This is a genomic window from Nocardia altamirensis NBRC 108246, from assembly GCF_001612685.1.
Lineage (GTDB): Bacteria > Actinomycetota > Actinomycetes > Mycobacteriales > Mycobacteriaceae > Nocardia > Nocardia altamirensis.
On the sequence record NZ_BDAY01000032.1, the window covers coordinates 57,145 to 77,883 of the forward strand.

Genomic DNA, 20,739 nt, shown 5'->3' on the forward strand with positions numbered 1-20,739 from the left:
CTATTCCCTGCTGGGAATCGCGCGGAATCGTCGCGCTCGCAAAACTCTGTCCCATGAGCAAGCAACTGAACGACACCGAACTGGCCCGCTTCGCCGAGCAGTTCGCGGCACTGTGGAACGAGTCCGACGCTGAGGTCAGGCGCAAGCAGATCCGAGAGCTCTGGGCGCCCACCGCGACCCAGACCCTGGTCGACCCGCCGGTGGAGATGCGCGAGCAGGTCGAGAACCTGCAGTTCGCGCTGCCCGCGCTGGAGGTGCGCGGCCATGACGCGCTGGAGCGCAGGGTGACCCGCGCGTTCGAGATGTTCATCGAGTCAGGCGAATACGCGTTCGCCGTGCCTGCCGCGACCCGGCTGCCCGCCGGACTCGTCGGCGTGACCTGGACGATGGTGACGAAAGCCGACGGTTCGATCGCGGGCGGCGGTTTCGACGTCATCGGCCTCGATGACGAGGGACGCATCCTGACCGATCACCAGTTCATCGAGGGTGTGCGATGAGTGGCATCGCCTATCGGCTAGAGCCGATGCGTGGCCTCGACGGTCTGACCACTGTGCCGCAAGAAGTTCCGCGGCCGGGACCGAATCAGGTGGTGATCCGGGTCAGGGCGGCCTCGCTCAACCGGCGGGATCTGATGCTGATGGACGGCACCTATCCGCTGCCTGCCACACCGGGGATCGTCCCGCTCTCCGATGGTGTCGGCGAGGTGATCGCGGTCGGGGACACCGTGACTCGGGCCGTGCTCGGCGATCGGGTGACCGGTACCTATTTCGTCCGGTGGATCGACGGACCGCAGCGGCTGCCGCAGGTCGTCGAGCAGTACGGCGCCACCTTCGACGGGATGCTCGCGACTTACGCGGTGCTCGAGCAGGATTCGGTGGTGCACGTGCCCGCCCACCTCACCGATGTCGAAGCGGCCACGCTGACCTGCGCAGGCGTGGTCGCCTGGTCGGCGCTGACGAAGCCGGTGCCGGTGGCGCCCGGCGCGTCGGTGCTGACCGTCGGTAGCGGGACGGTCGCGCTGTTCGCCGTGCAGCACGCGAAAATGCTCGGCGCCAGGGTCATTTCGATCACCTCGAGCCCGGACAAGGCCGAGCGGCTGCGCAAGCTCGGTGCGGACGAGGTCATCGACCGCACCGCGACACCGGACTGGGACGCCGCGGTGCTCGAGCTCACCGACGGTCACGGTGTCGAGCACGTGGTCGAGGCGGTCGGGCTGCCGACGCTGGCGACCTCGGTGCGGTCTGCGGGCTACAACGCGATGATCACCATGATCGGCGCGGCCGAGCTGCCGGACGGTCGGCAGTTCGAGAATCCGTTCGTCGGGCCCTATCTCGCGATCCGCCGGATCGCCGTCGGCAGCAGAACCGACTTCGAGGCGATGAACCGGGCCGTCACCGAGCATCGGCTGCGCCCCGTCATCGATCGCACTTTTCCGCTGGACGAGGCGGCGGCCGCCTACCGGCACTTCCGCGACGGCAACCCGTTCGGCAAGGTCGTTGTCACCATGCCGTGATCACGGGCAGGTGCTGAGTTCCCGTGCCATGACGTCCTTCTCGGCCTGGGTCACCCAGAGCGTGTAGGTCACCTTGACCTGGATCTGCCTGGTCAGGTACGCGCAGCGGTAACCCTTGTTCGGCGGCAACCAGGTCGCGGCGTCGGAGTCGCTCTTGGACTGGTTGGTCGGTCCGTCGACGGCCTGCAGGTTCAGCGGATCGTTGGCCAGGTCACGGCGGCGGTCGGCCGAAAGCTGCTGCGCGCCTTTCTGCCAGGCATCCGACAGCGCGATGACGTGGTCGATCTGCACATCGTCGGAGGTCTTCGGGCCGCGGACGAAGTGGATGGTCTTGCCGGTGTAGGGGTCGTTCAGGGTGCCGGTGGCGACGACACACTTGCTGTTGTCCTTGAAGGTGACCTCCGTCAGGTCCCGCTGCAGGATGTCGTTGCGGGTGTCGCACTTGTTGTGGCCGCCGGGCACCGAGACATCGTCGGACCAGGCGGGACCGAATTCCTCACGGCTGTAACCGGTTTTGGGCGCGCGCCCGGCGACCCGCAGCGTGTCGAGCAGCGCGAGCGCCTCGCGGCTTGGGACGCTGGCCGGTGCTTCGGCGCAGACCTGCGCGGATCCGGTGGTGCATTGGGCGCTGGCTCTCGGGTTCTCGGCCCGGTTGACGAGATAGTAAGAAGCTCCGATGAATGTCGCGATGGTCAACCCGATCAGGGCGATTCGCTGTGCTGTGAACTTCATCGAGCTTCCTAACGCCAACCACCTGAACTATAACGGGCGCCAACGTATCCGGAGCTTGACGTTATGGAAGTGATTGCCGGGTATGACGTTCCGCACAGCCAAGTGGGCTGGACATGACACCACCCCCGAGTCGCCGTGCCGGCGCCGACTCGGGGGTGGCGTGATCACGAGGGAGGACGACCGGCTTCGCGCGGGGACGCGGAGAGGTTGTCTAGTCCGATTCCGCACTGGTCGACAGCACAGGACTGATGAGGGAGGTCCCGGGATGTCGAGCCGCGCAGCGGGCGAACTCGCTCGTGATGATCAGGGGCGGATCGGGATTCGATCGGTGTCTGTCGAGAGTTGGTCCCGCGACTGGGGATTCGCCTCTCGCCTGTGCACCGTGTTTCTCCGTCTCGATCGCGCTGCTTCTTACGTATTAGGACAGTAGATAACGGGACACGGCCTTGGCAAGCCGATGGTCCTGATTCGGTCGTATTCTCAGGTTCATTTCAGACTGGCGGGTCATACCTACGAATACCTACTGGATGCATACGGATGTGCCGGTCAATAGCGGGTCCGGCGATGTGCGTGCGAGGTGCCCGAGGTCGCTCGAAATGCGTGACGAGCGTCACGTTCTCGCCGGTCACAGTGGCGCGCATCGGTGTGTCCAACCGGGTGAAGGCAACAACGCCGGACCTCGGAAGGACAGATCATGGCTACCGTCGACGTTCTCGACTCGTTCCTCAACTACCGCGACGTGGGCACCGGCGCGATCCCGGTGGTGTTCCTGCACGGCAACCCCACCTCGTCGCACCTGTGGCGCAACGTGATTCCGCACGTCACCGACCAGACCAGGGCGCTGGCGCCAGATCTCGTCGGCATGGGCGAGTCCGGCAAGCCCGATATCGGCTACCGGTTCATCGACCACGCCCGCTACCTGGATGCGTGGTTCGACGCGCTCGGTCTGGACCAGGTGGTCATCGTCGGACACGACTGGGGCGGCGCGCTCGGCCTGGACTTCGCCGCCCGCCATCCCGGCCGGGTGCGCGGCATCGCCCTGGTCGAGACCTTCCTGCGCCCGATGCGCTTGGCGGAACTCCCGCCGCTCGGCGAGGAGCTGTTCCGGAAGTTCCGCGGCGCGGAGGGGGAGCGAATGGTGTTGGCGGAGAATACGTTCATCGAATTCAACCTGCCCCACGGTGTGGTGAACCTGTCGCCCGAGGATCACGATGTCTACCGCGCGCCCTACCCGACCCCGGAATCCCGCAAGCCGATGTTGGTGTGGCCGCGCGAATTCCCGCTGGACGGGGTGCCCGAGGACGTGGTGGCGATCGTGCGGAACTACGGGGAGTGGGCAGCGCGGACACCCGAGGTGCCCAAGCTGCTGATGGCGCTGGAGAACGGAATCGGCATGGGGTCGCCCGAGACGATCGACTGGGCGGCAAGCACGTTCGCGAGCGCCGAGGTCGCGCCGATCGGGCCTGCCGGGCATCACGTGCCCGAGGACCGGCCGGACGAGATCGGGGCCGCGGTCGCGGGCTGGCTGCGCAGGCATGCGCTCCTCGATGCGACGGCCGCAGCATCCTGAGGCGGTCGCCGGCCGCGGGTCGATCGGTCCAACCGACGCGGCCGCGGTGAACGCTGCCTCGAGCCGTCCGGACGCATGCTGCGCCGGGCGGCTCGGCCGCGGCCGAATTCACCTTGCACGAGCCGACCGGTCATCGAAGGATGGCTGGATGAGTGTGGACGCGGTAGCGAGCGAGCAGATCCTGGCCGAAGAGCGGGAACTGGTCGGACGCGCCGTGGCGGGTGATCGGGCCGCGATCGCCGATGTGGTGCGCCTGCTGCAGGATCCGCTGTATCGGCTGGCGTTGCGCATGGTGTGGCGGCCCGCCGAAGCCGAGGACGCGACGCAGGAGATCCTGCTGCGGGTGCTCGGCCATCTCGGCACCTGGCGGGCCGAGGCGCGGCTGACCACCTGGGCGTATCGGATCGGCGTCAACTATCTGCTGAACTTGAAACGGCAAACACCACAGGAGGCGGCGCAGCTGAGCTTGGACACCTACCGCGAGGGCTTGGCCGACGGCCTTGCCGAGGAGGACTACCGCGGCCCGGAGGCGACGCTGCTGGCCACCGAGGTCAGACTGAACTGCTCGCAGGCCATGCTGCAATGCCTGGCCCGCGACGAGCGCGTCGCGTTCGTGCTCGGCGACGTGTTCGAGATGAACTCCACCGACGCGGCCTGGATCCTCGACATCACCCCGGCTGCGTATCGAAAGCGCTTGGAGCGCGCCAAGAAACGCCTCGGCACCTTCCTCACGTCGACCTGCGGTCTCGCCGACTCGAAGGCGTTCTGCCGCTGCTCGCGTCGCATCGACAAGGCGGTCGAACTCGGCCGGGTCGATCCGCGCAAGCCGACCTTCGCCCGCCATCCGGTCACGCCGGGCGGCCGCACCGCCGTCAAGGCCGAAGAACAGATGATCCAGCTCCACGACGCAGCGGCAGTACTCAGGGCCCACCCCGATTACGCTGCGCCGCAGGCGAAGATGGACGCAATCGCCGGTCTACTGAACTCAGGCCGCTTCCCCCTCCTGGATTGAGCTCCACTGCGCGGTCCGACCGGTACACAACGGCCCACGCAGGAATCACAGAGACTCAGCACTATTCACAGAGGTTGCGCCCTCTGTGAATAGTCGACAGGGTTTGTGGGACCGCGCGGGACTGGGGGTTAGGTTGCGGGAGTGGGGTGTAGGAGTGCGCCGGTCAGGATGCCGCGGAGGGTGTGGGTCGCCACTACTGCCCAGGCGGCGACCAGCGTGGTGAACAGGGTGACTGCGACGATCGCGAAAAGGTCTGCCCCGGTGTGGGTATAGAGGACGGTGCTGCCGGTGACGCAGGTGCCGACCGGGAAGGTGAAGCCCCACCAGGTCAGGGTGAAGCGCAACTCGCCTGCGCGGGCGGTCTTTACCGTGACGGCGAGCGCAAGCAGCAACCACAGCATGGCGAAGCCCCAGGTGGCGATGCCGAAGATCACCGAGAAGACCAGCATGCCGTTGGCGTAGCTGCCTGGCAGCACGGCCGGGGCCGCGGTGGCGAGTAGTCCTGCGGCGGTGACCGATTGGCCGAGCGGGCCGAGCACGATCCACAGCGTGGGGACCATGCCCGCTGGGGGAGTGCCGTGATGCACGAGGCGGGACCAGATCATCGCAATGATGATCAGCGCGGCGAACAGGCTGAGGCCGAACATGGCGAAGCAGAGCACAAGCATGGTCAGTCGCGGCTGGCCCGCAGGGGTGTGCGGGATGAGCAGCGCGCCCATGGTCGCCGACACCATCGGCGGCACCACCGGCATCAGCCAGCCGCCGAAGGCGGCATCGGGTGCGACCTGGTGCCTGGTGAACATCCGGTAGGGGATGGCGAAGGCGGTCAGCAGTCCGAGTGCGGTGCCCGCGGTCCAGAGCACCCAGTCGATCGCCACCGCGGCGGGCATCCCGAGCACGTCGCCGCCCAGCAGCAGGGTGCCGCCACCGACGGTCAGCAGTGCCATCGGCGGTGCGCCGAAGAACTGCGACATCACCGGGTGCTCGCGATGGTCGCGGGCGGTGTCGGCGAATCGGATTCGATGCGCGAGCCACGCCACGCTCACCGCAACGAGTGCGGCGGCGGCCAGCGCCCAGACGACAGTGGCCGCACCGCGCAGTCCGGGAAGTTGCAGCGGCAAGGTGACCGCGGCGTTGGCGACGCTGCGTTAGCATCACCTCTAAATAGGTAGGCTGACATGGGGATTCGGCCTACGAAGATGAAGGAGGCCCGACACGATGACCGCGTCCGCGACTCGTACCCGACTATCCGAAGCGATCGAAGCACTCGAAGGTGACGTGATCACCACCGATGCCGAACTGTTGGCGTTCCTCGATCGTGCCCGCGCGATTCTCGCGGCGTACCCCATCGAACCTGGCGGTGATATTGATTGCGCCGCAGTCGTGCTCCGCATGTCCCAGGACACCGCCCGCACCGCCGCAGGTGTCGCCCGCGACGATGCGACCCACGGCCAAGCCTTGGGCGTGAAACGTCAACTCGTGATGGGTGTGCGCACCGCCGAAAATCTGAGGTGGAGAATTGGTGAAATCTACTGCGACAATTCGGTAACCGCCTCCCGTGACGTCAAGGGACGACGGAAGAAGGCGCGCCCTGAATACGACCGGTTGTTGGAAGATATTGCAGCTGGGGACGTGCAGGCTGTGATCATGCAGGATCAAGATCGCCTGCACCGTGACCGCGCCGACTATATTGCGTTCGAGCAGCTGTGCCGGGTATCTAATTGTCGCTATCTAGTTGGTTCCAGTGGTACGCCGACCGATTTGCACGATATGGACGGCCAGATCATGGCTACGATCAAAGCTGCATTTGCGGAGAAGGATTCACGTCTGAAAGCGAAGAAGCTTCGCGAGAAGTGCGAGCAGCGGGCGCGGATGGGCCAGCCCAATACGGGGGGTAGCCGCCCGTACGGATATGAGGCCGACCGGGTGACGATCAAAGCTGATGAAGCCGAGGTAATTCGTGAGGCCGTACGCCGCTTCGTGGCCGGAGAGGCGGTGCGTTCCATTACGCGATGGATGAACGAGAGCGGGAAGAAGACAGTTACGGGAGGGCCATGGCGGTATCAGACAGTGAACTCAATTCTGCGTTCACCGCGAATCGCAGGGCTGAGCGAGTACGGAGGTGAGGTCATCGGTCGTGCGGTGTGGGAGGGGATCATTTCCCCCGAGGAGCGCGATCGGGTGCTAGCGAAACCTGCGGAAAAGAAATACAGCCGCACCCGCGCGCCGCAACGCTACGTGCTGGCGGGTCTGCTTCGGTGCGGGAGATGCGAAGAGCGTCTTCAGTCCCAGGTAAAAGGCGTTTCTAAGAAGGATAAGGGCGGCTCTAAGAAGCGAGTGCGTCGATATGTGTGCCAATCCGGGCCGGGTGACGGGGCATGTGGTCGGCTGACGGTTGTTGCCGAACAGGTAGAGAGCCTGCTGGTCAATGCTGCACTGGCACGGCTGGATTCGGTGGATCTGGCCGCCGCTATCGCCGGAAAGGCCGAGGCGAATAAGAATTTGGCGGAGTTGTCCCGGCAGGTGGATGAAGATCAAGCCGAACTCAAGCAGCTTGCGCACATGAAGGCCGCGCGCCGGATCACTATGGCCGAGTGGCTTGTTCTGCGCGATGAGATCGAGTCACGGCTGGACGGCAACCGACGCAAGATAGCGCAGGCGACCCAGACAACCGAGGTTGTCGAGATCATCGGCCGTGGTGAGGCCCTGGGGCGGGAATGGCCCGACCTGAGTATCGACCGGCGGCAGGCGATCATCAAGGCAGTGCTCGACCATGCGGTGATCACCCCCGGCAAGCTGGGGGCGCGTTCGCTCGACACCGACCGCGTTCACCCGGTCTGGCGAATCTGACTCGTTCCCCCGAAGGGCCGACCCGAAGCTTTCGGGTCGGCCCTTTCGCTGTTCCCGGCGTGCCGCGATACCCCCAGCGACCGAGACATACCGGTCAGAACGGTCCACTGAGGGTTGCAACAGGTCTAAACGGACCTTATTCTGTTCCGTATGGAACAGCTAGACCGCAAGGTCACCAAGCGGGCACGCCGCGCCGCGCCCGCTGCCGGGTCGCGGCCCGAAGGCCACGAAAACAGCGGGCTACCCGAGCTTCCGTGTACTGAGGACCAGTTCCGGGCGTGGTTGACCAAAAGCTGTGCCGCACAGGGGGTTCCGGTCGTCATTCGAGACCCTGAGACGATCGCCAAAGTGGCCGTGCTGCTCGGCGCGTCCGGACCTCGCCGCCGCTCACGCGGAGTGAAGCCATGACACCGCGCCCCACCTCTCGAAACACTCCGCTTCCGCGCTGCCCTCTGTGTCGCCGCCCTTACCACCCGCGCGCTCGCGTTCCGCGATTGCCTACCGGTGAGGTGTGGCGATGCGCGGAATGCCGCAATGATCCGGGCTCCCAACCGATACCGGCCGACTCCGGTCCCGGTAGCGGCTGGGCACCGACCACCGGACGGGGTGATGCCTACCCCGGATAAGCCATCTCGACGGCGCTATCTGGCAAGTCCGCCGTAAACCGACTGCCCCCGGTATGTGCTCACTCAACTAATCCCGTGCGAACCGGCGTACGGCTCACCCCCTTGGATTGATCCCCCGCAGGGGTGGGACATACCGAAAAGCCTTGCGCCCCGATGGACGCGGGGCTATCGGCGCTGGGGTAGCAGGCGGTGGGCGGAAAAACTGGGAGGCAAGCGCTGGGAGGCTACCCGGCAAGGCTTGATCTCTACCCGTCACCCGAATGCCTGTGCACCACAACGGAAATGAGCGAATACATGACCACCGACCATCTCGTGAACACGCCCGTCGACCTGACACCAGCACCGAACATGGCCCGTCCCGGCCTGCTGTCCCCGGCCGATCGGATCGGGGAATCGGGCCGTGTCGTCGTGGCCCCGTCCCGGCCTGGTCCGCCGCCCGCTCACCTGGGCCCGCCGCCGGTTGCCCTGGCCCCGCTCGCCCTGCCCGGTGTGGGGGTGGAGTCGTGAGTTGGTCGGGCCGTCGGGCGCAGGGGCTGCGGCTGCTGTGCCTGGCCACCTACGGCACCACGTGTCATCTGTGCGGTCGGCGCGGCGCGGCTACTGCCGATCACCTGATCCCGCGCAGCAAGGGCGGCAGCGATGCCCTGGACAACTTGCGCCCGGCGCACAAGTCCTGCAACAGCGCCCGTGGGGACATGTGGTTGCACGAGTGGTTCGCTTCCCGCCGCTACCAGGCAGCACGTGTGGCCCCATCCCGAGAGTGGTAGCACTGCAATGGAACTCGACACCGAGACCTACTGCCGGGGCTGCGGTGCCCCGCTGGCGTGGCGGCTGACCCGCACCACCGCACGGTTACTGCCGCTGGATGTCTGGCCGTGCGAACAGGGCCGCGTACGGGTCTACGACAACAACTCCGCAACCGTGCTGACCGGTGGTGAACTGCTGCTCACCCGCGCCCAGGGCGTAGCCCTCTACGCCCACCACGTCGCCGGGCAGGGATGTCCGGACGTGTGGCCCGCCGACGCGGGCCGTGTCGCAGCGGCCCGGCTAATCGATAGCACAGTGCTGCCCACCATTGCCCAGACCGCCCGGTCTTTTGATGCGCCGTCATGCGGACGCCCCGCGCCGGGCCGTCCACTTTCTCCGGGCCGACCACCCCTGCGGGGTAGGAACACCTACCCCGCAGGGGTAGCGAACCGTCTTGTGAACCGACAACGAAGGAGACCCGATTATGCCTCGACGACACAGCAAATCACCTGATCAAGGCCAAGATTCGATGTTTCCCGGCTTGCCCGCCACTGATGTGGTGGTGCGTACCGAACCGGGACGGCACGCCAAGGCGGTAGCCGTCGCGATCGAGGCGGCGCGCCGCGATCAGGCGCTCTGTGATGCCGACGAAGCGGCGCTGACGCTGATCCGGTCTGGCGCTTGGGCGCTGGACAGCTTCGAATCCCAGAACAAACCCTACGGACCCAGCAAACTTCTCGGCCCGGTGCTGGACGCGCTCAAGGAACTACGCATGACCCCGGCGACGCGGGCCGCCGCCCAGACCGACGTGTTAGAGGAGTTGCTACGTGACCTCGCCACCCCCGCCGCCGCCGACACCGCCACCCAGGTACGCGACACCACGCGACCCGAGTAGGGCGACGTTCGGCCCTGCCGTCGCGAAAGTCAGTGCGGCACTGGGGCAACCGCTGATGCCGTGGCAACGCCACGTCGCCGATGTGGCGTTGGAGGTGGACGAGCGGGGCCGGTTCGTGCATTCGCTGGTGGTGATCTCGGTGCCGCGCCAGTCCGGCAAAACGACGTTGGTGTTGGCAAATGCGGTGCACCGCTGCCTGTTTCGGTCGAATCAGCGTGCCTGGCACACCGCCCAGACCGGGCAGGATGCGCGCGATCAGTGGCGGGAGATGGCAGGCAGGTTGCTGCGTTCGCCGCTGGAACCGCTGGTCACGGTGAAGTGGGGTGCGGGCGACAGTCGCGCGATCTTCGCGACCGGTTCGGAGTTGCGTCCGCACCCGCCGACGGTGGATGCCTTGCACGGCAAGCAGAGCGACTTGAACAATGTGGATGAGGGGTGGGTGTTCGACGACGCCCAGGGCGCGGCGCTCATGCAAGCCATCGTGCCGACACAGGCCACCCGCCCCGGTGCCCAGACCATCGTCCTGTCGACCATGGGCACCGCCAATTCCACTTGGTTTCACGGTCTTTCGGATCGGGGCCGCGACGGCGATCCGGGCATGGCGTATTTCGAGTGGTCGATACCCGAGGATGCCGACCCGCTAGACCTGGACGTGGTGGCTGGCTGCCATCCCGCTTACGGGCACACCATCGATATGGACGCGTTGCGGCGGGCGCGAGATCAGTTGGGCGACAAGCCCGGTGAGTTCGCTCGCGCGTACGGCAACCGGCGCACCGGTGCCGGGGAACGACTGTTTCCGCGCTGGGAGGAAGCCCAGACCAGCGAGCCGTTCCCGGCCGACGTGCGTCCGGCGTTCGGTGCGGCGGTGGCGATCGATCGCAGCGAAACCGCCATCGTGGCCGCCGCGCACGTCGACGGGCTACCGGTCGTCGAGTTGATCGAATGCCGCCCCGGTACCGCGTGGGCGGCACCCCGGTTGCGTCAGCTGGCCGCTACCCACCGCCACCACGGGCTAGCGGTCGACCGGGCCGGACCCTCGGTCACCCTTGCCGATGAGCTCGGACGCCTTGGTGTGGAGTTGATGCCGATCGGTACCCGTGACATCACCGCTGCCGCCGGGAACCTCCTGGACAGGTTGAATCCCCGCGACGGCGGTCCGATCCGGCTGCGGTTCCGCACCGATCCGGCATTCTCGGCCGCCGCCGAGATCGCCGCGCTACGCCCGGTCGGCGACGCGTTCGCCCTCTCACGCCGTGCGCCCGGTTCGATCGCCAGCCTGGAGGCCGCCGCGCTGGCGGTGTACGCCTTGGAGCATCAACCGCCCCCGGCGGCTGTCCCGGTGAGCGTGTTCGGATGAAGATCACTACTGATGCGACCGCGCACATGGTGTTGTCGGTGTGTCAGTGCGGGTGGCGGTTCGCGGGTCAAACTCGAGCCCAGAACTACCGGGCGGTTCACCGGCACGTACGCGACTCTCACGACGATCCGGCCGCGCTGGCACGCGCACAGAACGTGGCGCACGTCGCATCTCATCGCGAACGTAAGAGGTTTGCGCAAGATCGTATGCATGGGAGTCCTGTCCTCGCTCAAAGCGATTCGCTCGCTGCCCGATCTGGCAGCAGCGGCGCGTAATTCGCCGAACGCGCTGCAAGTGTCGTCGCCGTTCTCGCGCTACCCGAACCATCTCAACGAAGTGGTGTGGCCGGATCTGGTGGGGTTGGACAACGTTCTGCCGATGACGCGCCTCGAGGCTATGAGCGTGCCCGCGATGGCGCGGGCGCGGCGCATCATCGCGGGCAGCATCGCGCGAATGCCGTTGCGCGCCTATCGTGCCGACACGCTACTGAGCCAGCAGCCGTTGTGGTTGGACCGCACCGACGGCCCGGTGTCGCCGTTTCACCGGATGCTGTGGACGGTCGACGACCTCTTGTTTTACGGGTGGTCGTTGTGGGCGCTGACGCGTGACAGTGCGGGCCTGGTGATCTCTGCGGGCCGGATTGCTTGGGAGCGTTGGGAATTCGATTCCACCGGGCGGATCGTGGTGGACGGGGAACTGGCCGCCGACGCCGATGTGTGCCTGATTCCGGGTGTGGATGAGGGTGTGTTGTGGTTCGCTCAACGCGCGATCCGTCACGCCTCCAAGCTGATCGCCGCCGCCGACAAGGTTGCCGACACCCCCGCCGCCAACTTGGAGTTGCACCAGACCACCGACGCGCCCATGACGCGACCGGAGATAGATGCCCTGGTCGCCAGCTGGGCCGCCGCGCGGCGCGGCTCCAATGGTGGTGTCGCGTATACGAATTCGGCAATCGAGCTCCGCGAGCACGGGGCACCCGACGGGCATTTGCTGATCGAGGGCCGCAACGCTGCCGCTGTCGATATCGCCCGCGCCGCTGGGATTCCGGCCGCGTCGATCGATGCGACCGGGCCGACGGCGTCGTTGACGTATGAGACCACGCAGAGCCGCAACATCGAACTGGTCGATTACGGGCTGGCCCCGTACATGTCGGCGATCTCCGCGCGCTTGGGTATGGACGACATGGTCCCGCGCGGAACCCGGATCGCTTTCGACACAGAGGATTTCGTCGGGCCTACGGTGCGCGTGCAGGTGCCCGACGACGGCGGACCGGGCCCCCGGCCCGCCACCGCCGCGCCCGATGCCACCCCCGCACCGGGCGCGGCCCCCGCCACCGCTGCTACGGGGGTGCGGTCGTGATGTGGGTGGCCGTTGTGGCGCTCGTCCTCGCGTGCCTGGCGTTGATCATCGTCGGCGCGGTGGTGCGGGTGCTGGTCGCGCTCGTCGACGCCCTCACCGACGACACCCCCGCCCGCCACCGGCCCGAGCACATCCGATGAGCCGCACCCTGTGCACCCTCGCCGCTACCGCCGACCTGTCAGCGGACGCGGCGCGCCGCATCATCATCGGGCTCGCGCTGCCCTACGGGGTGGTGGGGCACACCAGTCTCGGCCCGGTCACCGTGGAAGCGGGCGCGGTCACGATTCCCGGTGATCTGCGTCGGGTCAAGCTTTTCCGCGACCACCGCCCGCCCGACGGGGGCGGTACCCCGGTCGGCTACGTCTCCGCCGTCACCGACACCCCGTCCGGGTTGGCGCTGACGTTCAAAGTCGGTTTGGGCGCCGACGGCGATCTAGCGCTGTCGGATGCCGTCGAAGGCATCCGCGACGCCCTGTCGGTGGAGCTCTCGGCGGTGCAGCTGTCCCTCGACGGCTCCCGCGTCGTGGCGGCCGTGCTCGAGGCCGTCGCGTTGGTCGCGGTCCCGGCGTTCGCCGATGCCCGCGTGCACAGCGTGGCTGCCGCCCGCCCCGGACCTGATGAAACCCTCACTCTCGCAACGAAGGAACCCCTCATGACCACAGCTAGCACCGATCTCCCGGCCGATAGGGTCACCGCCGATTCGACCGCCGGGGCAGTGCCGGCCGAATCGGGTGCCCGATACGCCGGCACCGAACCTGCCCTGTCCGCCGCTGCCGCCGCACCGTACGGGCTGCACGCCGCACGCACCCAGCCACGCCCGATGTCCTGGGCCGATGTGTGCAGCACTCTGCACGCCGCCCGCCACGGCGACAACACCCTGTCGGCCGCGCTGGTCGATATCACCCGCTCGGCCAACCCGTGGGTCAGCCCCGATGGGTGGGTGGGGGAGGTGTGGTCCGGTGTCGCCTACGAACGTGCAGTGGTGCCGCTGCTCAACCCCGGCGCACTCACCCACTGGAAGGTCACCGGGTGGCGGTGGAAGACCCGCCCGGTGGTCAAGGATTACGCGGGCGACAAGACCGAAGTCCCGTCGAGTCCAGCCGTCACCGAAACCGTTGCGGTGGAAGCCAAACGCCTTGCTGGGGCGCATGACCTCGACAGGAAGTTCTTCGATTTCAACGATCAGGAATTCATCTCGTCCTACTTCGCGGCCATGGCCGAGTCCTACGCGTACGAATCCGACCAGCGCGCCGCAAGTTTCGTCATGAGCTCGGCCACGGCGGCCGGTAGCGCGCCGAGCTTGCTGAAAGCAGTCGCCAAGGGCAAGACGTTCCTGAAGCTCAACGCCCGTGCCCGTGCGTCGTATGTGCTGGTCAGCCCGACCGACCTCGAGGCGCTGATCGATATCACCCGTGACAACCTGCCCGCCTACCTCGAACTACTCGGCATCGATCCCCGGAACTTCGTTGATTCCGAGTTCGTGCCTGCGGGAACGGTTGTTGTCGGCGCACGACCGGCCGCGACCTGGTATGAACTGGCTGGCTCACCGATCCGGGTGGAAACGGTCGACATCGCGCGCGGTGGACGCGACGGGGCCCTGTTCGGCTACTACGCCGGACTGCTCCACAGCGCCAAGGGCATCGCGAAGCTCACCATCACCGCGCCGACAGCGTAGGGCCCCGCCGTGACGACCCCCATGCAGACCCCAGCGACCGACGCAGCGGTGAAAACCTATCTACGCCTTGCTGACCCCAGCGACGACGCGGCCGTGACAACGGCCGTCAACGCGGTGAATTCGCTTATGGTGGAATGGTTTTCGGCACCGATACCGCCGCAACTATGGCCCGAGTCCAAACGCCAGGGCGCGGTGATGCTCGCCGCACGGTTGTTTCGCCGCCGCAACTCCCCGGCGGGGGTCGAGTCCTTCGGGGAGCTGGGCCCGATCTACGTGCAGCGCAACGACCCTGACCTAGCCATCCTGCTCGGCCTTGGTAGCTATGCGCGTCCGGCGGTGGGCTGAGGATGGCTGAGCTCGATATCACCGCCGTACTCGGCGGTGTCGTTGCCGCGCTGCGCCGTGCTGGCGTGCGGGCAGGAGTCGACCCGCGCGACCTCAACCCGCCGTGTGCGTGGGTGACCGGCCGATCCATCGCCCATGACCTACTCGGTGGTGGTGGCACCGTCACTGTCGACGTGTACCTCATCGCCCCGGATACCGGTGCAGCCCAAGCCTATTGGGCACTGTCCGGGATGCTCACGAGGGCTCTGACGGTGTTGGAACCCGATGGGGATACCTCGCTGTCGGAGCGGGTCACCCTGCCCGGCGGTGGCGGGCCGCTGCCCGCGTTCCGTCTCACTGTCGACATCGAAACCTGTTAGGAGACAACAGCTTATGCCTGCCAGATCGTTCAAGATGGGGCCCGGCACCCTCACGCTGGGTGCGACCGGAACCCTGATCGATATTTCGTGTCAGATCACCAGTGCCGTGCTCAAGCCCGACAAGGACAAAGAAGACGACCTGAGAACGCTGTGTGGTGATGTGGTGCCCGGTGAGATCACCTACACCTGGACGCTGAACGCCACCATCGTCCAAGACCTGTCCACGGGCGGCATCAACGAATGGTCACTGACCCACGCAGGCGAACAGCAGCCGTTCAAGTTCGTACCTAACACGGTGCTGGACAAGGGATTTCAAGGAATCATCACTGTTGACCCGTTGTCGATCGGTGGCGAAGTCAAGACCAGGCCGACCGCTGAGGTGGAATGGTCGCTGGTCGGGCAACCGGTGCCCTTCGACCCGACCCCTACCCCGTAATGGCATCGGCACACGTGCAGGGCGCGGCCCGGCTCGAAGCCACGCTGCGCCGCGCTGCGGCGGGCATGAACGAGCTACGCCAGGTGCACCGCTCGGCCGCCGCACTCGTGGCGGTGCGGGCCCGCTCGCTCGCCCCGCGCCGCACCGGCCGACTCGTCGGCACCATCCGCGTCACGGGCACCCGACGCGGCGGGGTGGTGCGCGTCGGCGACAACACCACCCCGTATGCCGGGCCGATCCATTGGGGCTGGCCCGCCCGCGCTATCGCCGCTGATCCGTTCGTGTCCCGTGCCGCACAACAGAGCGAACCGGGGTGGGTGGGGCTGTATGCGCGCCACCGCGACGAACTACTCGACCAAGTCAAAGGACTCTAGAAATGGCTGTATCCAGGATTGTTGTCGATATCGCGATGCTCGACGGCACCGAACACCACGGCATCGAAACCACCGTGGCCGACCAGATGGCTTATGCCCGCACGCGGCGCACCCACAACTGGGACACCCCCCAAGACGACCCGTTGACGTTCCTGAACTTCCTGGGCTATGCCGCGCTGCGCCGACTCGGGCTCTTCCCCGGCAGTTGGGACGAGTTCGTCACCGCTGCCGCCGCTGTGTCGGAGGCAGGACAACACGTGGTGGACCCTACGAACCCGGCTCCGTCGAACGACTCATAGTCGAACTCGCTATTGCGACGAAAACCATGCCGTCGCAATGGCTTACGGAGCCGGACGAGATCATCGCCACCGCCATAGCCGTGCTCGAAGAGTCGGCCGAACGAGCCAGAGAAGGAGGATAAGCCGATGGCAGGTCGCACAGCGATACTGTCGGTGCGCATCCTCGGCGACGGGTCGGCCGCGCGCCGCGAACTCGACCGCACCGCCCGCGCTGTCGCCGGATTCGCCACCGCCACAACCAAACTCGCTGCAATCACCTCCGCTCTCGGGTTCGCTCTCGGCGCGGTCGGCAACCTCGGCGTCGGCCTGGTCGGGCTCGGGCTGCTCGCCGCCCCCGCCTTGGCTGCGGTCAAGGTGGGAATGGAGGGCATCAAGCAGGCCGCCCAAGGGGCGGCCCCGGCACTGGCACGATTACGTGAGGCCGTCTCCGCGACGTTCGCGCGTGAGATGGCCCCGGCATTCGTCCAGCTGTCCGGGCTGCTCGACCGGATCACTCCCGCGATGACCGGTATCGCGTCGGCCGTGTCGGGGGTGTTCGGGGCCGTCGTGGCACAGTTGACCGGTCCCGGTGCCGCCGCGATAGATCGAATCCTTTCCGGTGCACAGACATTCGTTGCCAGCCTGGCGCCCGGTCTGACGAAACTGACCCAAGGCATACTCGACCTCGGCGCGTCCGCCGCGTCGGTCGCGGGCCGGATCGGCACCGCGTTCGGGGGTGTGCTCGGCGCGATCGGGCAAGCGTTCTCCCGTCTCGCCGCCGACGGCACCTTGACCAAGTTGTTCGCTGGGTTCGCGCAGGCACTGACCGGTCTGGGCGCTCTGATCGGCCCCGTCGTCGCGTTGTTCGCCCGTCTCGGCGCGGTCGTCGGCCCCGCCCTGGGCAGCGTATTCGCCAGTCTCGGGCGCGTGATCACCAGTGTCACACCATATTTGGAGAAGATGGCCGCGACCGTGGGCGGCGCGCTGACCGGGGCGCTGGACGCACTGATCAGCACCGGCGCGCTCCCGCAGATCGCCCGTGCCCTCTCCGCAGTGACTACGGCCGTGGCCCCGCTGGTGCCGCCATTGGCCCGGTTGGCGGGCATCCTCGCCGCCGGACTGGCGCAGCTGGTCTCAGCGCTGGCCCCATCCTTCGCTGCCTTGGTCAAATCCCTTGCCGGAGGGCTCGTTTCGATCCTTCCGACCGTGGCGGACCTGTTCGCCCGCCTGGTGCCGGTCGTGGCGGAGATCGCCGCCGAGATCGCTGGATCGCTCATGCAGGCGATCAAGACCTTGGTCGACAGTGGGGTGCTGACGCTGATCGCCCGCGCGTTCGCCGATATCGTGCGGGCCGTCGTCTCGCTGCTCCCGCACCTGGTCCGCCTGGCGGGCATCTTGGCCGCCGGACTCCTCCAAGCGGTCTCCTCGCTGGCTCCGTTGTTCGTGGCGCTGGCGAAATCCCTTGCCGGAGGGCTTGTTTCGATCCTGCCGACCATCGCGGATCTGTTCACGCGCCTGGTGCCCGTGGTGCAGCAGGTAGCGACCGAGATCGCCGGATCACTGGTGGCGGCGATCAAGATGCTGGTCGACAGCGGCGTGCTCCCGCTGCTGGTGCGCGCGTTCGCGGATCTGATCGTGGCCGTGGTCCCACTGGTGCCGCCTCTGGTCCGGTTGGCCGCCTCGATTCTGCCGCTACTGGCCAAGGCCATGATCGCCGCCACCCCGGTGGTCGTGACCGTGGTCAAGGCCCTCACATCGCTAGCGAACATAATTGTCAGCCACGTCAATCCACTGGTAGATCGTTTCACCGCGGGCGTGGCCCGCGTCCCCGAGGTGCTCTCGCGGATGGCGGGCCCGGCCCGCTCAGCGTTCGAGGTGATCCGCTCCGCGATCAACACCGTCGTTGGCGCGGTCCGGTCGCTGCTGAGCGTCCTGGGCTCGTTGCGGTTCCCTTCCCCGCCCTCGTGGCTCAAGAAGTTCTTCGGCGGGCGCGCTGCCGAGTTGGCCGCGATCCCCACCGGTGCCGACGTGACGCGGCTCCTGCCCACCGGGTTCGACACCTTCGCCGCGTCTGGACCCGAGCTGCGCGCCGCCGCGCCGACCCTGGCGGGGTGGGTCGGAGCCGTCTCGGCCGCACCGCCACCGCAGGTCACCACCATCAACATCACCATCAACGGTGCGATAGACCCGCAATCGACCGCTCAGCAAATCCAGCGGGTACTGCGCGCCCGCAACATCACCGTCGGCGCAGCGTCGGCGATCAACCTCAAGGTGGCATGACATGGCCTTCAACCCCACCCCCTACCTGCTCATCGATGGCGAACGCGTGGAATGCGCAGCCACACACGCCGATACCGCCCCGCTCGCACTGGACGGGATCACAGTCGACTGGGGCAGATCGGAATACCTGTCCCACGCCCGACCCGCCACCGCGCAACTATCCATCCTCGACCGGACCGGGACCTGGGCCGAGAAGTTCGCGACAACGACCGTGATCGGCCGCCGGATCGAACTGTGGTGGGAACACCCGGAAGCCGCGTCGCTGCGCTGGTTCGCCGGACGCATCACCGCCGCCACCGCCACCCCGTCAGGGCCCCACGGGTGGGTGCTGGCGATCACCGCTGCCGCCCGTGACGCCGATCTGGGCAACGTCGTCATGACCACTCCGGGCACCTGGCCCACCGAATCCATGATCACCCGCGCGAACCGCATAGCCCAAGCGGCGACACCCGCCGAGATCGATGCGTTCTACATCTATCCCGGCGTGACCGAGCACCCCTGTTCGCCGCTGGACGTCGGCGACCGCGACCTACACGGGCTCGTCGACGAAATGTATATGTCGGCAGGCGACACCTACTCCTACCAGCCACACACCAACGTCATACGCCACCTCTACCGCCGCAACCACGACGTGGCCGCCTACCTGGTCCAAATGCCCGACGGGCTGATCTACGTCCAAGCAGGCGATATCGCCTACGACGGGCAAACCCACAAAGGCACCGGACTGGCAGGGCACCACACCAGCACCGACGACGGAATCCAACTCGCCCCCAACTCCGTCATCAACCGCGTACAGGTCAACTGGAAAGACACCGACGGCGGCGACCGAACTACCTTCGCCGTCCCCGCCGACGGCGACACCCACGGGCGCCGCACCCTGCAATTCGACTCCTGGTTCGACAACGACGCACACATCGAACCCCTGGTGACCGAAGTACTCAACCGCGCCCAATACGAAGGCGCACGGCCCCCGCACCCGCCGATCACCTGGGACACCCGCCGCACCAGCGGATTTCACACCCGCACCGAAGCCGAGACATTCACCCTCGCCGCCGAAACCCAAGCGGTGACCTACGTTTCGTCCTCGCTCTACACCGCATGGCTACCCCAACTATGGCCCGTGTTCGCCATCATCGGCGGAACCATCACCTACGACCACGGATGGATCATCACCACCACACTGCAACACGTATGGAAAACCAACCCCACACCACAGGTCACCTGGGCAGACCTCGACAAAAACCTCCCATGGGCCACCGGCTCACCCCGACAACTATCGGACGCCGTCAGCTGGAACGACCTGCGCTACCTCACCCACTCCGGCGTCTACCCGCCCTCCTAGGAGACCCTCGTGCCCGGCGAAACACCCCGCTACCGCTGGCCCTACCCCGACGAAACCGACGCCATATGGCAAGGCGCACAACAAATCCGGTCCCTCGCCACCGCGATCGAATCCACATTCTCCCAGACCAGCATCCCACCCGGTTCCGGCGCGCCGCCGTCGGTATCGGCAGTACGCACCACCGCCATGAGCGTGCCCAACGGCGTCGACACAACAGTGACCTGGCAAACCGCCGAATGGGACACCCGCCCCGGTGGGCAACCCCAGTACTCGACAAACGGGCTCATCTGCCGCGTAGCAGGGCTCTACCTCATCGAAGCCGTATGGACCTGGGACGCCAACACCAACGGACGCCGCGCCGTCAAAATCACCAAAAACGCCGGAAGCGCCGGAGCCGTCCTCGCCCGCGCCGACAACGCCAACGCATGGGACAACATCACCACCTGCACTGGCACCCGCCGACTCGCCGCCGGAGACGAGCTCCGCCTACTGGTCACCCAAGATAGCGGGGCCGTACTCACCGGCGGGCAGGCTATGTTCGACCTACGCGGCAGACTGACCATGACCTACGTCCGCGCCGCGCCGTAGCCCCCGCTGTCAGGGCTCGATTTCCTTGTCGTCTCGGCCGCGTTCGAGTTCGGTCGGTGGGTATGGGTCGAGGTCCCGCACCGACAGCGGCTTGACGTCGATCACCTGAATATCGCACAACGCGACCAGGCCGGAGGCCAGGAGCGCATCAACATCGGCCGACCCGAGCGGCATCGTAAAGCCGTCTTCCCCCACGACGGACCAGCTGCCGTCCTCGTGCTGGAGGAATCCTGCGTAGTCGCCATCATCGGCCCATGCGCTCACCGGGTGCGCCCCGAGTCGGGCACCAACCGGCGTGCGTCCTTCAGAGTCTGGAACGCTGCCGTCTTCGCGTCGCACTCGCCGACGATGCACTCTCGATGTACCTGCATCGCGTTGTGCGCAGCCGTGACGCTGGAACT

Annotated in this window: 24 protein-coding genes and 1 pseudogene; 22 read left to right on the forward strand and 3 right to left on the reverse strand. The window is 66.8% G+C overall.

The features are described from left to right. Positions 1-53 precede the first annotated feature (53 nt). Both NA11_RS18315 and NA11_RS18320 read left to right on the forward strand, forming a co-directional pair. Positions 54-497 carry a hypothetical protein gene (locus NA11_RS18315; protein WP_069163140.1) on the forward strand — a complete coding sequence of 148 codons (444 nt, stop codon included), beginning with the start codon at positions 54-56 and terminating at the stop codon, positions 495-497. Beyond that, positions 494-1,513 carry a zinc-dependent alcohol dehydrogenase family protein gene (locus NA11_RS18320; RefSeq protein ID WP_069163141.1) on the forward strand — a complete coding sequence of 340 codons (1,020 nt, stop codon included), beginning with the start codon at positions 494-496 and terminating at the stop codon, positions 1,511-1,513. Before NA11_RS18315 ends, NA11_RS18320 begins: the two co-directional genes overlap by 4 nt. On the opposite strand, the gene NA11_RS18325 is transcribed toward NA11_RS18320, so the two are convergent. Further along, positions 1,514-2,245, reverse strand: coding sequence for an HNH endonuclease family protein (locus tag NA11_RS18325; protein ID WP_069163142.1), 732 nt, complete (start codon positions 2,243-2,245; stop codon positions 1,514-1,516). It lies immediately after the preceding gene. Between the two features lie 694 nt (positions 2,246-2,939). Here NA11_RS18325 and NA11_RS18330 point away from each other — a divergent pair. Together NA11_RS18330 and NA11_RS18335 are read left to right on the forward strand one after the other, a co-directional pair. Continuing rightward, positions 2,940-3,815: a haloalkane dehalogenase gene (locus NA11_RS18330; RefSeq protein ID WP_069163143.1), complete on the forward strand. Its 876-nt coding sequence runs from the start codon at positions 2,940-2,942 to the stop codon at positions 3,813-3,815. A 148-nt stretch (positions 3,816-3,963) separates the two neighbouring features. After that, on the forward strand, positions 3,964-4,827 hold the full coding sequence (locus NA11_RS18335; protein ID WP_069163184.1) for an RNA polymerase sigma factor: 864 nt from the start codon (positions 3,964-3,966) through the stop codon (positions 4,825-4,827). A 128-nt stretch (positions 4,828-4,955) separates the two neighbouring features. Here the strand turns inward: NA11_RS18335 and NA11_RS18340 are convergent. Continuing rightward, positions 4,956-5,957 (reverse strand): annotated as a pseudogene (locus tag NA11_RS18340) (TDT family transporter); the annotation flags it as partial. Positions 5,958-6,045: 88 nt separating this feature from the next. Between NA11_RS18340 and NA11_RS18350 the strand changes: the two are divergent. From NA11_RS18350 to NA11_RS18415, 18 genes are all read left to right on the forward strand, one after another. Continuing rightward, positions 6,046-7,677 carry a recombinase family protein gene (locus NA11_RS18350; RefSeq protein WP_084654735.1) on the forward strand — a complete coding sequence of 544 codons (1,632 nt, stop codon included), beginning with the start codon at positions 6,046-6,048 and terminating at the stop codon, positions 7,675-7,677. Positions 7,678-7,827: 150 nt separating this feature from the next. Next, positions 7,828-8,085: a hypothetical protein gene (locus NA11_RS43960; protein ID WP_084654736.1), complete on the forward strand. Its 258-nt coding sequence runs from the start codon at positions 7,828-7,830 to the stop codon at positions 8,083-8,085. 500 nt (positions 8,086-8,585) lie between these two features. Beyond that, positions 8,586-8,810 (forward strand): hypothetical protein, encoded by a 225-nt coding sequence (locus NA11_RS46665; RefSeq protein ID WP_069163147.1) that lies wholly within the window; start codon positions 8,586-8,588, stop codon positions 8,808-8,810. After that, positions 8,807-9,070, forward strand: a complete 264-nt coding sequence (locus NA11_RS46670; RefSeq protein WP_245745932.1) for an HNH endonuclease — start codon at positions 8,807-8,809, stop codon at positions 9,068-9,070. The genes NA11_RS46665 and NA11_RS46670 overlap by 4 nt, the downstream gene beginning before the upstream one ends. Before the next feature lie 7 nt (positions 9,071-9,077). Further along, a complete protein-coding gene (locus tag NA11_RS44860; protein ID WP_141717679.1) occupies positions 9,078-9,563 on the forward strand; it encodes a hypothetical protein in 486 nt (161 codons plus the stop codon). A gap of 28 nt (positions 9,564-9,591) precedes the next feature. Continuing rightward, entirely contained in the window at positions 9,592-9,945 is a 354-nt protein-coding gene (locus tag NA11_RS18360) for a terminase small subunit (RefSeq protein ID WP_141717680.1), read from the forward strand. Further along, positions 9,878-11,302 (forward strand): terminase large subunit domain-containing protein, encoded by a 1,425-nt coding sequence (locus NA11_RS18365; protein ID WP_218023331.1) that lies wholly within the window; start codon positions 9,878-9,880, stop codon positions 11,300-11,302. The genes NA11_RS18360 and NA11_RS18365 overlap by 68 nt, the downstream gene beginning before the upstream one ends. A 210-nt stretch (positions 11,303-11,512) precedes the next feature. Continuing rightward, positions 11,513-12,661 (forward strand): phage portal protein, encoded by a 1,149-nt coding sequence (locus NA11_RS18370; protein ID WP_069163150.1) that lies wholly within the window; start codon positions 11,513-11,515, stop codon positions 12,659-12,661. After that, positions 12,658-12,801 (forward strand): hypothetical protein, encoded by a 144-nt coding sequence (locus NA11_RS45680; protein ID WP_167837669.1) that lies wholly within the window; start codon positions 12,658-12,660, stop codon positions 12,799-12,801. Before NA11_RS18370 ends, NA11_RS45680 begins: the two co-directional genes overlap by 4 nt. Further along, positions 12,798-14,336, forward strand: coding sequence for a phage major capsid protein (locus tag NA11_RS18375; RefSeq protein ID WP_069163151.1), 1,539 nt, complete (start codon positions 12,798-12,800; stop codon positions 14,334-14,336). The genes NA11_RS45680 and NA11_RS18375 overlap by 4 nt, the downstream gene beginning before the upstream one ends. Positions 14,337-14,345: 9 nt before the next feature. Next, positions 14,346-14,681 carry a hypothetical protein gene (locus NA11_RS18380; RefSeq protein WP_084654739.1) on the forward strand — a complete coding sequence of 112 codons (336 nt, stop codon included), beginning with the start codon at positions 14,346-14,348 and terminating at the stop codon, positions 14,679-14,681. Positions 14,682-14,683: 2 nt separating this feature from the next. After that, on the forward strand, positions 14,684-15,040 hold the full coding sequence (locus tag NA11_RS18385) for a hypothetical protein (RefSeq protein ID WP_069163153.1): 357 nt from the start codon (positions 14,684-14,686) through the stop codon (positions 15,038-15,040). Between the two features lie 13 nt (positions 15,041-15,053). Beyond that, the gene (locus NA11_RS18390; protein WP_069163154.1) at positions 15,054-15,476 is read left to right on the forward strand and encodes a hypothetical protein; all 423 of its coding nucleotides are present in this window, start codon (positions 15,054-15,056) and stop codon (positions 15,474-15,476) included. Next, positions 15,476-15,850, forward strand: coding sequence for a hypothetical protein (locus NA11_RS18395; RefSeq protein ID WP_069163155.1), 375 nt, complete (start codon positions 15,476-15,478; stop codon positions 15,848-15,850). Before NA11_RS18390 ends, NA11_RS18395 begins: the two co-directional genes overlap by 1 nt. Before the next feature lie 2 nt (positions 15,851-15,852). Next, the gene (locus tag NA11_RS18400) at positions 15,853-16,149 is read left to right on the forward strand and encodes a hypothetical protein (protein WP_069163156.1); all 297 of its coding nucleotides are present in this window, start codon (positions 15,853-15,855) and stop codon (positions 16,147-16,149) included. Positions 16,150-16,275: 126 nt separating this feature from the next. After that, entirely contained in the window at positions 16,276-18,408 is a 2,133-nt protein-coding gene (locus NA11_RS18405) for a phage tail family protein (protein WP_069163157.1), read from the forward strand. 1 nt (position 18,409) lies between these two features. After that, positions 18,410-19,750 carry a hypothetical protein gene (locus NA11_RS18410; protein WP_069163158.1) on the forward strand — a complete coding sequence of 447 codons (1,341 nt, stop codon included), beginning with the start codon at positions 18,410-18,412 and terminating at the stop codon, positions 19,748-19,750. 9 nt (positions 19,751-19,759) lie between these two features. Then, positions 19,760-20,338, forward strand: coding sequence for a hypothetical protein (locus NA11_RS18415; RefSeq protein ID WP_069163159.1), 579 nt, complete (start codon positions 19,760-19,762; stop codon positions 20,336-20,338). A gap of 9 nt (positions 20,339-20,347) precedes the next feature. On the opposite strand, the gene NA11_RS18420 is transcribed toward NA11_RS18415, so the two are convergent. Then, positions 20,348-20,602, reverse strand: a complete 255-nt coding sequence (locus NA11_RS18420; RefSeq protein ID WP_069163160.1) for a hypothetical protein — start codon at positions 20,600-20,602, stop codon at positions 20,348-20,350. Positions 20,603-20,739: the final 137 nt, after the last annotated feature.

What these genes read in the sequence shown, in the direction of transcription:
- NA11_RS18315 (WP_069163140.1), top strand. Translation starts at nt 54, where the DNA reads ATGAGCAAGCAACTGAACGACACCGAACTGGCCCGCTTCGCCGAGCAG.
- NA11_RS18320 (WP_069163141.1), top strand. Translation starts at nt 494, where the DNA reads ATGAGTGGCATCGCCTATCGGCTAGAGCCGATGCGTGGCCTCGACGGT.
- NA11_RS18325 (WP_069163142.1), bottom strand. Translation starts at nt 2,245, where the DNA reads ATGAAGTTCACAGCACAGCGAATCGCCCTGATCGGGTTGACCATCGCG.
- NA11_RS18330 (WP_069163143.1), top strand. Translation starts at nt 2,940, where the DNA reads ATGGCTACCGTCGACGTTCTCGACTCGTTCCTCAACTACCGCGACGTG.
- NA11_RS18335 (WP_069163184.1), top strand. Translation starts at nt 3,964, where the DNA reads ATGAGTGTGGACGCGGTAGCGAGCGAGCAGATCCTGGCCGAAGAGCGG.
- NA11_RS18350 (WP_084654735.1), top strand. Translation starts at nt 6,046, where the DNA reads ATGACCGCGTCCGCGACTCGTACCCGACTATCCGAAGCGATCGAAGCA.
- NA11_RS43960 (WP_084654736.1), top strand. Translation starts at nt 7,828, where the DNA reads ATGGAACAGCTAGACCGCAAGGTCACCAAGCGGGCACGCCGCGCCGCG.
- NA11_RS46665 (WP_069163147.1), top strand. Translation starts at nt 8,586, where the DNA reads ATGAGCGAATACATGACCACCGACCATCTCGTGAACACGCCCGTCGAC.
- NA11_RS44860 (WP_141717679.1), top strand. Translation starts at nt 9,078, where the DNA reads ATGGAACTCGACACCGAGACCTACTGCCGGGGCTGCGGTGCCCCGCTG.
- NA11_RS18370 (WP_069163150.1), top strand. Translation starts at nt 11,513, where the DNA reads ATGGGAGTCCTGTCCTCGCTCAAAGCGATTCGCTCGCTGCCCGATCTG.
- NA11_RS18375 (WP_069163151.1), top strand. Translation starts at nt 12,798, where the DNA reads ATGAGCCGCACCCTGTGCACCCTCGCCGCTACCGCCGACCTGTCAGCG.
- NA11_RS18385 (WP_069163153.1), top strand. Translation starts at nt 14,684, where the DNA reads ATGGCTGAGCTCGATATCACCGCCGTACTCGGCGGTGTCGTTGCCGCG.
- NA11_RS18390 (WP_069163154.1), top strand. Translation starts at nt 15,054, where the DNA reads ATGCCTGCCAGATCGTTCAAGATGGGGCCCGGCACCCTCACGCTGGGT.
- NA11_RS18395 (WP_069163155.1), top strand. Translation starts at nt 15,476, where the DNA reads ATGGCATCGGCACACGTGCAGGGCGCGGCCCGGCTCGAAGCCACGCTG.
- NA11_RS18400 (WP_069163156.1), top strand. Translation starts at nt 15,853, where the DNA reads ATGGCTGTATCCAGGATTGTTGTCGATATCGCGATGCTCGACGGCACC.
- NA11_RS18405 (WP_069163157.1), top strand. Translation starts at nt 16,276, where the DNA reads ATGGCAGGTCGCACAGCGATACTGTCGGTGCGCATCCTCGGCGACGGG.
- NA11_RS18410 (WP_069163158.1), top strand. Translation starts at nt 18,410, where the DNA reads ATGGCCTTCAACCCCACCCCCTACCTGCTCATCGATGGCGAACGCGTG.